Source organism: Pseudoalteromonas shioyasakiensis, assembly GCF_024518675.1.
Lineage (GTDB): Bacteria > Pseudomonadota > Gammaproteobacteria > Enterobacterales > Alteromonadaceae > Pseudoalteromonas > Pseudoalteromonas shioyasakiensis_B.
Genome location: NZ_JANIGL010000001.1, coordinates 1,078,576 through 1,091,884 on the forward strand (window position 1 = coordinate 1,078,576; position 13,309 = coordinate 1,091,884).

Below are 13,309 nucleotides of genomic sequence, written 5' to 3' on the forward strand. Positions count from 1 at the left end.
TTCCTTTAGCAAAAAGCTTATGTAGAAAGCGGGTCATTTTGAAACTCCAAAAAGCGTCCCATTAAATTTACAAATTGCTCTGTCGCTAAATAAATCCCCCCTCTTCCCCTCACTCAAATTATGGTTAATCATCTGCGCTATTAAATACAACAAAACGCAGTGCTTAATAATTGCGGGAGAATTAAAATGAGTGAAGTAAAAAACCCTTTAGGTTTAGTTGGTATCGAATTTACTGAATACGCAACGCCAGACGCTGACTACATGGATAAAGTATTTACCGATTTTGGTTTTTCTAAATTAAAAACGTTTAAAGGTAAAGATATCGTTTATTACAACCAGAACGATATTCACTTTTTACTAAATAACGAACGCGATGGATTTTCTGCTGAATTTGCCAAAAGCCATGGCCCGGCAATCTGCTCAATGGGTTGGCGTGTTGAGAATGCGCAAAAAGCATTCGAGACAGCTGTAGAACGCGGTGCAAAACCAGCAACAGATTCAACCCATAAAGACCTACCATACCCTGCTATTTACGGTATTGGCGACAGCTTAATCTATTTCATCGAACAGTTTGGTGATAAAGGCTCTATCTATGAAAGCGACTTTGAAGATTTAAGCGAGCAAAATGTTGTTGCTGATAAAGGCTTCTTGCGCATCGACCATCTAACAAACAACGTTTATAAAGGCACGATGGAAACATGGGCTAACTTCTATAAAGACGTGTTTGGTTTTACCGAAGTACGCTACTTTGACATTAAAGGTCAAAAAACTGCGCTACTTTCGTATGCACTTAAATCACCGTGCGGTACCTTCTCTATTCCAATCAACGAAGGTAAAGGTAATGACAATAACCAGATTGATGAATACCTAGGTGAGTATAATGGTCCAGGTGTTCAGCATTTAGCATTCTTAACAGATGACCTAGTTAGCTCGTTAGATAAGCTAGATAAGTCAACGATTGCTACACTTGATATTATCCCTGAGTATTACGACACTATTTTTGACCGTGTACCTTGGGTTGCAGAAGACAAAGAAAAAATCCGTGAGCATCAAATTCTTGTAGATAGCCAAAGTGAAAACTGTTACTTGTTACAGATTTTCTCAAAAAACTTGTTTGGCCCAATCTTTATCGAAATGATCCAACGCGTTGATGATGGCGGTTTTGGTGAGGGTAACTTCCAAGCGCTATTTGAATCAATTGAACGTGATCAAGAACGTCGCGGCGTTTTATAAATTTTAAATCAAGAAATTAAAAAGCAGCGAACTCGCTGCTTTTTGTCGTTTAAATTTGTGCTGATTGCCTCCATATACTAGTGTATCCAATCAGCGCGAACCATAAGGAAAGAATATGAGCCTCATTAACGAAACCCATGATATTAATTTAACTAGCTGGGTTGAATCTGCCAACGCCAAAAATTGTGACTTCCCAATTCAAAACTTACCTTTTGCTGAAGTTCGTCGTAAGAACTCTAACGAAGCTTTTCGCGGTGCAGTTGCTATTGGCGACCAAGTAATTGACCTTGCAAAAGTAAACGAGTTAGCTATTTTTTCTGGTGATGCCCAAACAGCGGTTGCTGCTGCAAGCCAAGCAACTTTGAATGAATTTATGGGCCTTGGCCAACAATACTGGTCAGCATTGCGTTTAGCCTTGTCTAAAGCACTACGTGAAGGCGCACCCGAGCAAACAAAACTAACTGATACATTAATTGCTCAAGCTGACATTGAGTTTGCCCTGCCGTGTCGCATCGGTGATTACACTGACTTTTATACTTCAATTTATCATGCAACAGCCGTAGGCAGTTTATTCCGTCCAGATAACCCATTACTACCTAACTACAAGTGGGTGCCAATTGGTTACCACGGCCGTTCATCATCAATTGATGTATCCGGACAAACTTTCCATCGCCCTAGCGGCCAAACTAAAGCGCCAGATGCCGATGTTCCATCGCTTGGCCCATGTAAACGCTTAGATTATGAATTAGAGCTAGGTATTTACTTAGGTAAAGGTAACGAGTTAGGGGATGCTATTGCTATCGAAAATGCAGAAAACCATGTATTTGGTTTCTGTGTTTTCAATGACTGGTCAGCACGTGATTTACAAGCATGGGAATACCAACCGTTAGGGCCATTTCTTGCGAAAAACTTTGCTTCGACAGTATCGCCATGGATTGTCACTACCGAAGCGCTGGCTCCATACAGAACCTCATGGACCCGTGATGAAAGTGACCCACAACCATTAGATTATTTAGAGTCAACACATAACCGTGAGCACGGTGCGTTTGATATAAAAATGGACGTACAGATTGAAACGCAGAAAATGCGTGACGAAGGCCATACTCCGGCGCAAGTGTCTAAATCAAGCTTTAAGCATTCATACTGGACAGTAGCGCAAATGGTAACTCACCATACCGTCAATGGTTGTAACTTTATGCCAGGTGACATGCTAGGTTCAGGCACGCAATCGGGCCCTACTCACGAAGAAGCGGGCTCTTTACTTGAGCTATCACGTGGTGGCAAAGAGAAGATCACACTAAGTAATGGTGAGCAACGCAGCTTCTTAGAAGATGGTGATAATGTAATCATGCGCGGCTGGTGCGAAAAAGAAGGTTTTGCTCGAATTGGCTTTGGCTCTGTTGAAGGCACAGTTCTTCCTGCTAAGTGATTAAACAACCTAACTTTTTAACTATTTGTTAAAAAATGAAAGCGCTCGACTGGGCGCTTTTTACCCACTAAATTGTAAAGATTACAATTTTTTTCTGGCTTTTTTATATCAAATTGCTATCTTAATCCGGTTAATAGCCAGTATTTATAAGCCATGTCAGTATTTATTAAGTCTTTTTATCACAAATTATTCCCAGCTAGACAGCTTTTGATCCGTCAAAATGGTGAAGTGAAGCATGTGATCTTGGCGCCTTGGCTGCAAGTTTCGGCTGTGTTAGGTATTTTAACAGCAATAACTTGGCTAACCGTTTCTACTTTGCAGGTGTATAGCCAAACTAATAAAATTTCTGATATTGAGCAAAGCCAAATAACAAAACAACAAAAATGGCAACAGCAGCAACAAGCGCAACAGCGTCTGCATGAACAACAGTTAGAGCAATTAGCCACTCTTGAACAAAAACATGCTCTACTGCAAAGCATGATTGAATCACTCCCCGACTCTCTGAGTAAAGCTGAAGAAAGCGCGACGCTCGAAATTAAAGAAAATCAACAGCAATCTGATTTGCATGAGCCTCTCATAGATGAGAACAAGGGCGATAAAACAACCTTGTTACATAAAAATAATACGCTAGAGCAACGTCTTATTGCACTTAACGCGCAATATAAGCATAGCTTTTCTCAACTTGAGAACCATATCGAGCAACGTAAACAACGCATTTTAACTATGTTAAAAGGGGCCGGCCTTGATACTGCGTTGGCAAATCAGCTTAATAGCCCTGTAAATGATACGGCGCAAGGTGGTCCGTTAAACGTATTTGACGAATCAAGAATCCCTAGCGAATTTTTAGCCATTGCCGATAAACTATTATCTCTAAATAACCTTGAGAGTTTACTTAACGAATTACCACAGTCGCTACCCGCCGCTGATTACTACATTTCAAGCAGTTATGGCTTACGCAAAGATCCGATGAATGGTCGTCGCGCATTCCACAAAGGGGTTGATTTAGCTGGGTGGCATAAGACTGAAATTTTTGCCCCAGCCGATGGTAAAGTACTTCGCGCTGGACGCAACGGTGGTTACGGTAACTTTATAGAGCTTGAGCATAAAAATGGCTTTGTCACGCGTTTTGGTCACCTAAATAAAATTAAAGTGAAGAAGGGCCAAACAGTTGCTAAAAATGATGTAATTGGATTAATGGGCAGTACTGGCAGAAGCACCAGCACTCACCTACACTATGAAGTGTTACTTAACGACAAACATGTCAATCCTGTTAAAATTACAAAGGCGCTCTCTCGTGTTCGGTAAAAAAAAGCAAACAAATACCAGCTCTGCTGGTAATCAATTAAAAAGAACAAATCATGCTCCATCGATTATCTCTGAAGATGTGCGCCTAACCGGTTCACTCGTCAGTCAAGGCGAAGTACAGCTTGATGGTCGCATTGATGGCGATGTAAGAGTTAATCATCTTGTTATTGGTACAACTGGCCTTGTAGAAGGCAGTGTAGTTGCTGATAGTGTTATTGTTAAAGGCAAGATCATAGGCTCACTCAATGCAGGTAAGGTCACGATAGAGCAGACTGCCGAAGTACACGGCGATGTTTATCAAGATACCTTAAGCATTGAAGCTGGCGCTGTTATTGAGGGTAACTTAAAGCAGCGACATGAGGCTGAAACGGTAGAGTTGATAAGTCAAACAACTGAGTCAAAGCCTGAGCTAGCATCCGTTTTAAACGAAGGTGATAACGACTTGTCGTTTTTCAACAAACAAGCCGCAGAAAAAGAATAAGGCTATTTCTTCTTAGTTATGTACATTGTAATATCTGCAGTGAATACAAGCTCATTGCGGGTATTATAAAGCTTAACTGGCACCACTAAATCTTCTTTATCTATCCATTGTCTAGGTAATTGAATCTCTGCAATTGCCGTCACATCTGTATCCACTTTTGCTAAATAATTAACCGTCATTCCTTTTGGGATCCAGCGATGGGTTTTATAGGGTACTGTTGCATCAACCATCACGCCAGCACATAGTTCAGCCAAATTACATTGGGCAATGGCATGAATAGTCCCAATGTGATTATGAACGCTACGGCGGTTTTTAACTACGGCACTACAATAGCCATCTCTAACATCTAAAATATAGGGTTTCATTGAACCAAAATAAGGGGCTTTAAAACACACGGCTTTAGTAAATAACCAATTACCAAACGGTAAATTTTTTAATTTTAACCAGGTTTTTAGAACGGCAGATTTATCACTCATTATTTTTCTCAGTCGAATGCTGTTTATATAGAAATAAATTAACACATCAGACCAGTCAAGCAAAGATTAATAAACAATCAAGCTCAGGTTCACAAATGATTTTAGTTATGATGACAACGTATGTTGCTTGAATATCCCTTTCATTTTTTAGTTCGGCACAATAAAATACAGGATTAAGGAGCATCCATGCCAAAAACTGAACACTCATTGCATATCGTATTAATTCTCGCATTACTTATTATTTTCTGCCCGTTGGCTATTGATATTTATCTGCCCGCTTTTCCTGAAATAGCACAAGCATTTTCAGTGGATGAGAAGAAAGTGCAGCTCACTGTGGCTATTTTTATGCTCACAGTCGGTTTAGGCCAACTGATTGCCGGTCCCTTAGCTGATAAATTTGGCCGTAAGCCAATTGCTATAACAGGGATAAGCCTATACGGCATTGCAGGGTTACTGGCTTATTTCGCGCCAAACTTTACCGTGTTAATGATAGCACGCGCTGTTCAGGGCTTTGGAGCCTGTGCCACTTTTGTGGTGGCATTTGCAATTGTGAGGGATAAATACGGCAGCGCTAAAAGCGGTCAAATGATCACTTATTTAAATGGGATTGTATGTTTTGTGCCTGCACTCGCGCCAATATTAGGCGCATGGTTAACCGTGCAGTTTGGCTGGCGAATGAACTTTTTATTTTTAGTCGGTTTTGCTAGCCTAGGCTTAATAATCACCCTGCTGTTTTTTAAAGAAACTCGGCCAAGTGATAGTCACTATCAAGGGCATATTTTAGACTTACGTAGGTTTGTGCCAATCATTACCACAAATGTATTCTTTTTTAACAGCCTTCTATGCATGATAGCCATGTCGGCAATTTTGGCTTTTGTCACTCTTGCACCGGGCTGGATCATGACCGAGCTGGGTGGCACAGTGAGTGACTTTACTTTTTGGTTTACCTTAAATGCGGTTATTAGTATCGTCGCCAGCTTTATTGCGCCTTTGTATATCAAACGTCACAGCCAAAAAGCATTAAAGTTAGGGGTAAGCTTACTTATTTTTTCTGGCGTGCTTATATTGTTATTAAGTCAGTTTAAAACAGCCTTCACCTTTATGTTACCTATATTAATAGCTGCGCTTGGGTTTTCATTAAGCTTGGGCTCCGCCGCTGGCATGGCTCTGTCGCATTTTCCAAAACAAGCAGGTACGGCATCGGCACTGATTGGCTTAATGCAAATGAGTGGCGCCGGCCTACTGGTTATTGTTAGCCAAGTGCTGCCTTTTAATGCCCCACAATTCATTGCCTTTCATTTGCTATTATTACTGCCCCTGTGGCTGTTATTAATGACACGTAAAGCGAATATTTATCATCCTGTCACAGCGGTACAAAAATAATGCTAGTCAATCCTGAGTTTGTATTATCATTTTTAGCCGCGAGCTTTTTAATAGCTGTGGCGCCTGGGCCTTCAAACGCCTTTTTAATGGCGCAAACGTTTGCTAATGGCCGTGCTGCCGGCTTACAAAGTGCGTTTGGTTTTGCCCTTGGCGGCGTAGTACACACTTTATTAGCCGTGGCAGGTTTAACCGCTATTTTAAAAGCCTCTGAAACAGCTTATGCGACGGTGCAGTACGCTGGCGCTGCCTACCTTTGCTACTTAGGTGCAACTATGCTTAAAAGCACATTTACGCAGCCATCATGCAATAGTGATGATAAGCCTCACGTTACTACCAAAAAAAAATCCAATGTTATGTTTCAAGCCATGATGACAGAAGTACTTAACCCCAAAGTGGCGCTGTTCTTTATTGCTTTTATACCACAATTTGTTGATCCGACATTATCGAGTTCAACCACATTCCAGTTGGCATTTTTTGGTTTACTCTATCCTCTCTTTGCTTTTCCTATCGACTGCACATATATTTACTTTGGCGATAAAATTGCAAACTATTTTAGAGCACATCCACAAAGCCAGATTTGGATAGATCGTATAACAGGCGTAGTATTTATAGCGCTGGCCATTAATCTACTAATGTAATAAACCTGAATTCTAGATAATAAATATATTTGTGATTTAATATCAATCCATTAGTATATCTCTTAACCAGAGTTCAGGTTATTAACAATAAGAGTCAATATGGAACAAAAATTACAATCACTTCCCGCACATAAAAATATCGCTTTGGTTGCCCACGATGGTAAAAAAGCCGCTCTTCAACTTTGGTGTGAAAAACACCGTGATAGCCTATCTCAACATACGCTATATGGTACTGGTACTACAGGGCATTTAATTGAGCGCTCTACAGGATTAAAGGTTGTTAAACTACTAAGCGGCCCTATGGGAGGAGATCAGCAGCTCGGCGCAAAAATTGCCGAGCACGAAGTGCACATGTTAATATTTTTTTGGGATCCACTTGCATCACAACCCCATGATCCTGATGTGAAAGCTTTACTTAGATTAGCCGCTGTTTGGAATATTCCCGTGGCCTGTAATGAGGTAAGTGCTGATATGTTATTAAGCTCCACCTTGATGAATAATGAGCTTGAGCGTACTTTACCAGATTACGAGAAGTACCTCGCAACCCGGCAGCTAGATTTATAACACGGTTACTTATAAAGCATCTGTGCCCACTTGGTCAAACCGGCGGTAACACTACCAAAGTGATCGCCGTTGACCATTTTAATATCACCAAGGTGTTGCTTAAGTGCCGCTTTTATCAACGGTGATTGCGCACTACCTCCTGTTAAATAAATAACATCAGGCGTCACACCTGCCTCTTTTATCGCTTGCTTAGCCAAGGTGACTATTTGGCTTATAGAGTCATCAACGGCTAACGCTAAGTCGTCTAAATCCAATAATTTTGATAAATCATTAGTTAAAAAGCCCAAGTCACAATTAAAACTTTGTTGTGACGATAAAGCAATTTTGGCGGCTTCCCCTTGTTGCACTAATTGATGCCCTTGTTTATTCTGCTGTAAATCAATTAAACGTTGGAAAAGCTCAGGTTCACTCACTTCACGCAGTTGAGTCATTAACTCACGAGTATGGGCTTGAGCATAAAACTGACTCTGTAAATTTACATCATTGATTTTACACGCCTGCCAAAATGCCTGATTTGGTAAAGTTAAGCCTGATTTAAAGGTGCTGCCTAAACCTAGTAAAGGCATTAATCCATGGTAGCTCAAAGCAATATCAAGGTCGTTTCCGCCAATACGTTTACCACTATGGGCTAAAAAATCATGATCGCGTTCACTATTACCTCGAAAACTTGGCCCCATTTGCACAAATGAGCAGTCACTCGTGCCACCGCCAATATCGACCACGAGTACTTTTTGGTTTTGAGTTAAATTACTTTCGTAATCAATACCTGCCGCCAGAGGCTCATATAAAAATGCAACGTCTTTAAAACCTGCACGTTTAGCGGCGCGCTCTAAGATACCAAGAGCTTGCTGATTTGACTCTTCGCCACCCACAGCTTGAAAGTTAACAGGACGGCCAATCACTGTATGGGTTAAAGATTGTTGCAGTGACACTTCAGCTCGTTGCTTTATTTTTAAAATCATTGCCGTTGCAATGTCTTCAAAAAAGTTGATTTGCCCTTGCTTTAAACCTGTAGCACCAAAAAAAGATTTCGGTGATTTAACAAAGTACCCTTCTTCAGGAAATTGTACATATTCGTTAATAGCTTCACGGCCAATAAATATACTTTGTTCATCAGCGGCTAAATCAAGGTCTGATTTTATTCGTGGCAATGTATTAAGTAAGGCTTGCCGTTGGCTTTTATAGTCTTGCTCAAACGACGTGCCAGTGAGATGCTTAGCAACAAAATCAACGACTAACGCGCTATGGTGAGTGTAAAGAGTCGATGGCAAGTAGTGCTTACCTTGCTCTAATGGCACAAGTTCAACAAGGTTGTTTTCGCCGATAACACCCATTGCACAATTAGAACTACCATAATCAAAACCTACTACCATTGCTTCACCACACTGACAACAAAAAGGCCGCGCAATTTAGCACACTTAATAGATTTTATAAAATATTATTGCTGTGGGCGTTCACGTAAAAAGCTCGCAAATCGAGGTAATCCATTTTTTGTATAGCCATGGTAACGGTAAGTGATCTTCGCGCCGATTGCGGGTGGATTTTGCCTTTGTAAGTCACTAAAACCAGTGCCGATATTAAACTCAATGCCGGTGTCATTTTTTACCCGTAAAGCGCCAAGCATACCTTGGTACTTTCCCTTCCCAGGTAGATATTCAAGCACGATAGCTTCATCATCAAAATAGGGCTTTAATTTTAACAAGGCTGATGAGCGTCCATTTTGATGCTTGGCGCTTGCAAGATGCAGCATAACCCCTTCACCATCCTGTTTTATGATCCGATCAAAAAAAGCGCTAAGTGCTTCATTTGAGAAAAACTGATGCTGTTCTACAGCAATGATATGTGGTTTATTAATGACTTGAACCAACTGTTGATAGTTTTTATAACGAATGCTGAAAGGGTTTATTTGATCGGGCATATCAAATATACGAAAAGTAACCTTCTGCCAATCACTGTCTACTGGTATGGCTGTGCGAACAATACCACTTAATGCAGCAAAATCATTATGCTTTGTCCAAAGCTCCCCATCAAGCCACACATTTGGCAAAACACGGCTAAACCAAGTCGGTGTATTAATCTGGTTACCATTGCGGGTAACAAACTCAGCACCAGTCCAAATAGCCCTGACACCATCAAACTTTTCACTGACTAAGTACTCAGACACATCAACTGTTTTGCTTTTATCATACACTTTTGCAAGTTGTACGTGTGGTGTAGCACCTGCCTTATCAGCGCTTTGGGCTAAACAAGGTAAGTTTAGTGAAATTAGCCAAAAATATAATAAAGTATAGAGTCCTTTTTTCATTGTCGTATCCTTACAAAATAGATACTCAAACTATAGTTTATTTTGTACCCATTGCAAAAACTCCTGCAAATTAACAAGCTGTGTCGTTGCTTTGCTGAGATCATGATTTAAGGTATGTTTGTTAGGCACTGCAATTACAGCAAGATTTGCATTAAAAGCTGCGGTTACGCCAGTATTTGTGTCTTCAACCGCGACGGCATTTACAGGGTTAATTGCAAGTGTTTGCAGTGCTAATAAATACGGATCGCCCGCAGGCTTTGGGTTCACCACATCATCTTTGGTGACCACGCAATCAAACAGTTCATAAAAACCATACCCTTTAAGGATAGGTAAGGCTTCATCTCGTGCACTGCCTGTCACTAACGCCATCTTTAGACCACTTTGTTTCACCGCGAGTAAGGTTTCTTTTGCAAATGGCATGAGTGGTGGCAAGTGAGTTGTGACAAATTCACTAAAGTAGTCATACTTGCGTTGTGCTAGTGCTTGCGGTGAAATTGCTAAATTGTAATGACTAACAACTTCTTTTGCCGCTTCTACAGTTGCTTTACCTGAAAAACGCTGACAAAATTCATCTTCTTCATAGCGTATACCATACTCGGCTAAAATGTCATTCCAGCAATTAAAGTGCACACTTTCGGAATCAACCAAGGTGCCATCCATATCAAATAGTATTGCCTGTAAAGTCATCGTCATTCCTTTTGCCCAAATCAGCGTTAAAAAAAGGCGCACTTGGCACCTTTTCATTTACATTATTGTGTTAAACCAGCAGGTGGCTCGGCAAAGGCCTCTTCACCTGTTTCAACGTCAACAAGTTCATAACCTCGCTCTTTACGAACCACTTTTAATACTGGCTTATCAAATGCCGTTTTAAGACGATCACTGTCTGCTTGTAGTTCTTCGACCGTGTTACCAAACGGTGCTGCTCCTGTTTCAGACCAGTTTGTTACTTTACCATTTAGGTTATATTCAACTTCATGAATTTGATATTGCGCCGCTTCATCTTTGGTTGCTTCACAAAAAATTACGCGGTAGTTCCAAAATCCAGCCATGACTTTTCTCTTTAAAATATAATTAGTGCTACTTTAGCAGTAACAGCCAGTAATATAAACGAAAAAACCCGCTTAAAAAGCGGGTTTTATGTGTATTTAGTTAACCTTAAAAGAAGTTAACTTTAAACTCTGCGCCAACAAAACGGCCTTCATTAACCATGGCAGTGTTATTATTGAAGTCGATAGCACCGATTGATTGCTGTTTATCAAATAGGTTGCGAGCAAAAACAGCTACTTGGTATTCGTAATCACCATCAGCCCAAGCATAACCACTACGTAGACCTACCTCAGTAAGTGCTTTTCCTTCAAATTCTACTGACTCATATAGGAAGTAATTAATTTCACTACGATATGAAACATCAGCATAAGTAAAGAACTCACCATCACCTAACTCTTTGCTATAGCGTAATGTTAAGTTTGAGATCCACTCAGGCGCATGCGGTAGACTATTACCATCAATGATTGCGTTGCCATCAACCATAGGATCTGTAATCGTTAAAGTAGAGCGGTTTGGCACTGCAATCGCAATAGTGTCATCTTTAAGCTCTGTATTATTGTAGCTCAAATTGAATGTCGCATTTAGCTCATCAGTTAATACCCACTCAGTATCTAACTCAAAACCATAACCAGTGGTCTTGTCAGCGTTTAATAAACGAGTTGTATTGGCAGTACCGCCAACAGCTGTTAATTGTTGATCGTTCATTGTGTAATAGAAGATAGTTGCATTAACGCGACCACGACCATCTAGTACGTCTGATTTAATTCCTGTTTCGTATGACGTTACTGTTTCTGAATCGGCTTTAGTCAGCTCGTCAGAGAAAGTAATACGCCCCTGGATACTTGGTGCGCGGAAGGTATTAGCAATACGACCGTAAAGGTTCATATCATCCGTCAGTTTATATGACGCAGATAAATCCCAACTAATATGATCATCACTCGCATCTTCAGTACGGATTATATCTGTTTCGCATTGCATTAAATCAAAGTTACATTCACTTAAATCAGCTGGAACAAACTTACGAACAGCAACAAAGTCTTTATCATCGTCAGAATAACGAAGGCCAGCTGTTAATTTTAAATCGTCACTAACCGTATAATCAACAGATCCAAATACAGCCCAAGCTTTGGTATCTTGTTGTTGATTTACATAACCATTCAGTGATCCACCAGCCAAAGTATCATAACCAAAGTTTTCAATAGTTACTGATTCATCAAAATAAAATAGGCCTGTTTGGTAATTAAAGTCACCAGCGAAATTGCTTGATAAGCGTAATTCTTGTGTATACTGATTGTGATCAGGTAAGCCACTTTCACTTTCTGATGGGAATGGGATAACACCTGGGCCTTGGTAATCACCTAAAAATGCGGCGCCATACCCCCCATCGATATCACCACGAGAGTTTACTTCTGCGCTTTCCCAACCAGTGATTGAGGTTAATGTATGATTAGCAAAATCATATTCAAGCTTTAAACTTGCTCCTTGAGAATCTACCACTTGGAATTCACGTGCTGCGGCATCATGATAAACAACATCTGCATCAAAGCCATCAACTAATTCATTTGAACCGGCTTGAATTGCATTGGCGTAAAATGGAATTGGTGTGCCTTCCATGTTACGTACGTGATAGTTTAATAAAGCTGAAAAATCATCTTTTTCATATAAAAACTGAATTCGCGCAGCGCGATCAGTATAACCACCCAAGATGTCATCTTGTTCAAAGCCTGGCGCACGGTTATCAATATAATCATCTTTACCTTGCCACAATACAGATACGCGTGCAGATAAATTTTCAGTTAATCCACCGCCAACGGCGCCTCTGAAATCAATTGAATTATTTGTACCGTAAGATACAGAGCTAAAACCATCAAATTCTTGGCTTGGTTTTACAGAATCAAATTTAACAAGACCTGCAGGAGTATTACGTCCAAACAATGTACCTTGTGGTCCACGTAAAACTTCAACACGCTCTACGTCAAAGACAGGAAAACCTTTTAAAATAGCACTTTCTTGTACCACATCATCGACAACTAATGACACTGGCTGCGATGCATTCAAATCAAAGTCGGTGTTACCTAAGCCACGAACATAAAAGCGTGGGAAAGTACGTCCGTATGAAGACTCAATAGATAAGCTCGGGATTTTGGCATTCATAAAACGAATGTCCATACCTGCTGAGCTATAAGCATCTAGCTTATCACCTTGCAACGCAGAAACTGCGACAGGAACTTCCTGTGCATTCTCTACACGTTTACGTGCTGTTACTTGAATAACTTCTAATTGATTGCTTTTTTCTGCAGCGGGGGCGTCTTCTGCTGCGCTAGAAAATGAAGTACCTGCTACTGCAGAGAACAACGTTGCATTAATAAGGGTTGCTAACGTAGATCTTTTCATTGCTTTCATGTTGGGGTTTAGCCTTTTGTGTGCACTCTTGTTCAACGGTGTATG

At 40.5% G+C, this 13,309-nt stretch carries 13 protein-coding genes; 7 read left to right on the forward strand and 6 right to left on the reverse strand.

Annotation, left to right across the window (positions count from 1 at the left end; translation table 11 throughout):
* Positions 1 to 186 precede the first annotated feature (186 nt).
* The 4 genes from hppD (at position 187) to NQT69_RS04735 (ending at position 4,448) form a co-directional block, all read left to right on the forward strand.
* Positions 187 to 1,233 (forward strand): 4-hydroxyphenylpyruvate dioxygenase, encoded by a 1,047-nt coding sequence (gene hppD, locus NQT69_RS04720; RefSeq protein WP_256826524.1) that lies wholly within the window; start codon positions 187 to 189, stop codon positions 1,231 to 1,233.
* A gap of 115 nt (positions 1,234 to 1,348) precedes the next feature.
* Complete coding sequence (gene fahA, locus NQT69_RS04725; protein WP_256826525.1) at positions 1,349 to 2,662, forward strand: fumarylacetoacetase; 1,314 nt, start codon at positions 1,349 to 1,351, stop codon at positions 2,660 to 2,662.
* 153 nt (positions 2,663 to 2,815) lie between these two features.
* Complete coding sequence (locus tag NQT69_RS04730) at positions 2,816 to 3,967, forward strand: M23 family metallopeptidase (protein WP_256826526.1); 1,152 nt, start codon at positions 2,816 to 2,818, stop codon at positions 3,965 to 3,967.
* The gene (locus NQT69_RS04735; protein ID WP_256826527.1) at positions 3,957 to 4,448 is read left to right on the forward strand and encodes a bactofilin family protein; all 492 of its coding nucleotides are present in this window, start codon (positions 3,957 to 3,959) and stop codon (positions 4,446 to 4,448) included. The genes NQT69_RS04730 and NQT69_RS04735 overlap by 11 nt, the downstream gene beginning before the upstream one ends.
* A gap of 2 nt (positions 4,449 to 4,450) precedes the next feature.
* Here NQT69_RS04735 and NQT69_RS04740 read toward each other — a convergent pair whose 3' ends face one another.
* A complete protein-coding gene (locus NQT69_RS04740; RefSeq protein WP_256826528.1) occupies positions 4,451 to 4,924 on the reverse strand; it encodes a hotdog fold domain-containing protein in 474 nt (157 codons plus the stop codon).
* Between the two features lie 186 nt (positions 4,925 to 5,110).
* Here NQT69_RS04740 and NQT69_RS04745 point away from each other — a divergent pair, with 186 nt between their 5' ends.
* The 3 genes from NQT69_RS04745 to NQT69_RS04755 all read left to right on the forward strand — a co-directional run bounded on the left by NQT69_RS04745 (position 5,111) and on the right by NQT69_RS04755 (position 7,509).
* Complete coding sequence (locus NQT69_RS04745; protein WP_256826529.1) at positions 5,111 to 6,307, forward strand: multidrug effflux MFS transporter; 1,197 nt, start codon at positions 5,111 to 5,113, stop codon at positions 6,305 to 6,307.
* Positions 6,307 to 6,945, forward strand: a complete 639-nt coding sequence (locus NQT69_RS04750; protein WP_256826530.1) for a LysE family translocator — start codon at positions 6,307 to 6,309, stop codon at positions 6,943 to 6,945. The genes NQT69_RS04745 and NQT69_RS04750 overlap by 1 nt, the downstream gene beginning before the upstream one ends.
* Positions 6,946 to 7,044: 99 nt before the next feature.
* Positions 7,045 to 7,509 (forward strand): methylglyoxal synthase, encoded by a 465-nt coding sequence (locus NQT69_RS04755; RefSeq protein WP_256826531.1) that lies wholly within the window; start codon positions 7,045 to 7,047, stop codon positions 7,507 to 7,509.
* 5 nt (positions 7,510 to 7,514) lie between these two features.
* Here the strand turns inward: NQT69_RS04755 and yegD are convergent, their stop codons facing one another.
* The 5 genes from yegD to NQT69_RS04780 all read right to left on the reverse strand — a co-directional run bounded on the left by yegD (position 7,515) and on the right by NQT69_RS04780 (position 13,264).
* Positions 7,515 to 8,882 (reverse strand): molecular chaperone, encoded by a 1,368-nt coding sequence (yegD, locus tag NQT69_RS04760; protein ID WP_256826532.1) that lies wholly within the window; start codon positions 8,880 to 8,882, stop codon positions 7,515 to 7,517.
* Positions 8,883 to 8,947: 65 nt separating this feature from the next.
* Positions 8,948 to 9,814 (reverse strand): DNA ligase, encoded by an 867-nt coding sequence (locus NQT69_RS04765; RefSeq protein ID WP_256826533.1) that lies wholly within the window; start codon positions 9,812 to 9,814, stop codon positions 8,948 to 8,950.
* Between the two features lie 30 nt (positions 9,815 to 9,844).
* Entirely contained in the window at positions 9,845 to 10,501 is a 657-nt protein-coding gene (locus tag NQT69_RS04770) for an HAD family hydrolase (protein ID WP_256826741.1), read from the reverse strand.
* A gap of 62 nt (positions 10,502 to 10,563) precedes the next feature.
* A complete protein-coding gene (locus tag NQT69_RS04775) occupies positions 10,564 to 10,863 on the reverse strand; it encodes a hypothetical protein (RefSeq protein WP_087532051.1) in 300 nt (99 codons plus the stop codon).
* Positions 10,864 to 10,969: 106 nt separating this feature from the next.
* Positions 10,970 to 13,264 carry a TonB-dependent receptor gene (locus NQT69_RS04780; protein WP_256826534.1) on the reverse strand — a complete coding sequence of 765 codons (2,295 nt, stop codon included), beginning with the start codon at positions 13,262 to 13,264 and terminating at the stop codon, positions 10,970 to 10,972.
* Positions 13,265 to 13,309 lie beyond the last annotated feature (45 nt).

Bases quoted from the DNA above. Each gene is read 5' to 3' on its own strand.
- NQT69_RS04730 (WP_256826526.1), top strand. From the start codon at position 2,816: ATGTCAGTATTTATTAAGTCTTTTTATCACAAATTATTCCCAGCTAGA.
- NQT69_RS04755 (WP_256826531.1), top strand. From the start codon at position 7,045: ATGGAACAAAAATTACAATCACTTCCCGCACATAAAAATATCGCTTTG.
- yegD (WP_256826532.1), bottom strand. From the start codon at position 8,882: ATGGTAGTAGGTTTTGATTATGGTAGTTCTAATTGTGCAATGGGTGTT.
- NQT69_RS04775 (WP_087532051.1), bottom strand. From the start codon at position 10,863: ATGGCTGGATTTTGGAACTACCGCGTAATTTTTTGTGAAGCAACCAAA.
- NQT69_RS04780 (WP_256826534.1), bottom strand. From the start codon at position 13,264: ATGAAAGCAATGAAAAGATCTACGTTAGCAACCCTTATTAATGCAACG.
- NQT69_RS04745 (WP_256826529.1), top strand. From the start codon at position 5,111: ATGCCAAAAACTGAACACTCATTGCATATCGTATTAATTCTCGCATTA.
- NQT69_RS04765 (WP_256826533.1), bottom strand. From the start codon at position 9,814: ATGAAAAAAGGACTCTATACTTTATTATATTTTTGGCTAATTTCACTA.
- fahA (WP_256826525.1), top strand. From the start codon at position 1,349: ATGAGCCTCATTAACGAAACCCATGATATTAATTTAACTAGCTGGGTT.
- hppD (WP_256826524.1), top strand. From the start codon at position 187: ATGAGTGAAGTAAAAAACCCTTTAGGTTTAGTTGGTATCGAATTTACT.
- NQT69_RS04770 (WP_256826741.1), bottom strand. From the start codon at position 10,501: ATGACTTTACAGGCAATACTATTTGATATGGATGGCACCTTGGTTGAT.
- NQT69_RS04750 (WP_256826530.1), top strand. From the start codon at position 6,307: ATGCTAGTCAATCCTGAGTTTGTATTATCATTTTTAGCCGCGAGCTTT.
- NQT69_RS04740 (WP_256826528.1), bottom strand. From the start codon at position 4,924: ATGAGTGATAAATCTGCCGTTCTAAAAACCTGGTTAAAATTAAAAAAT.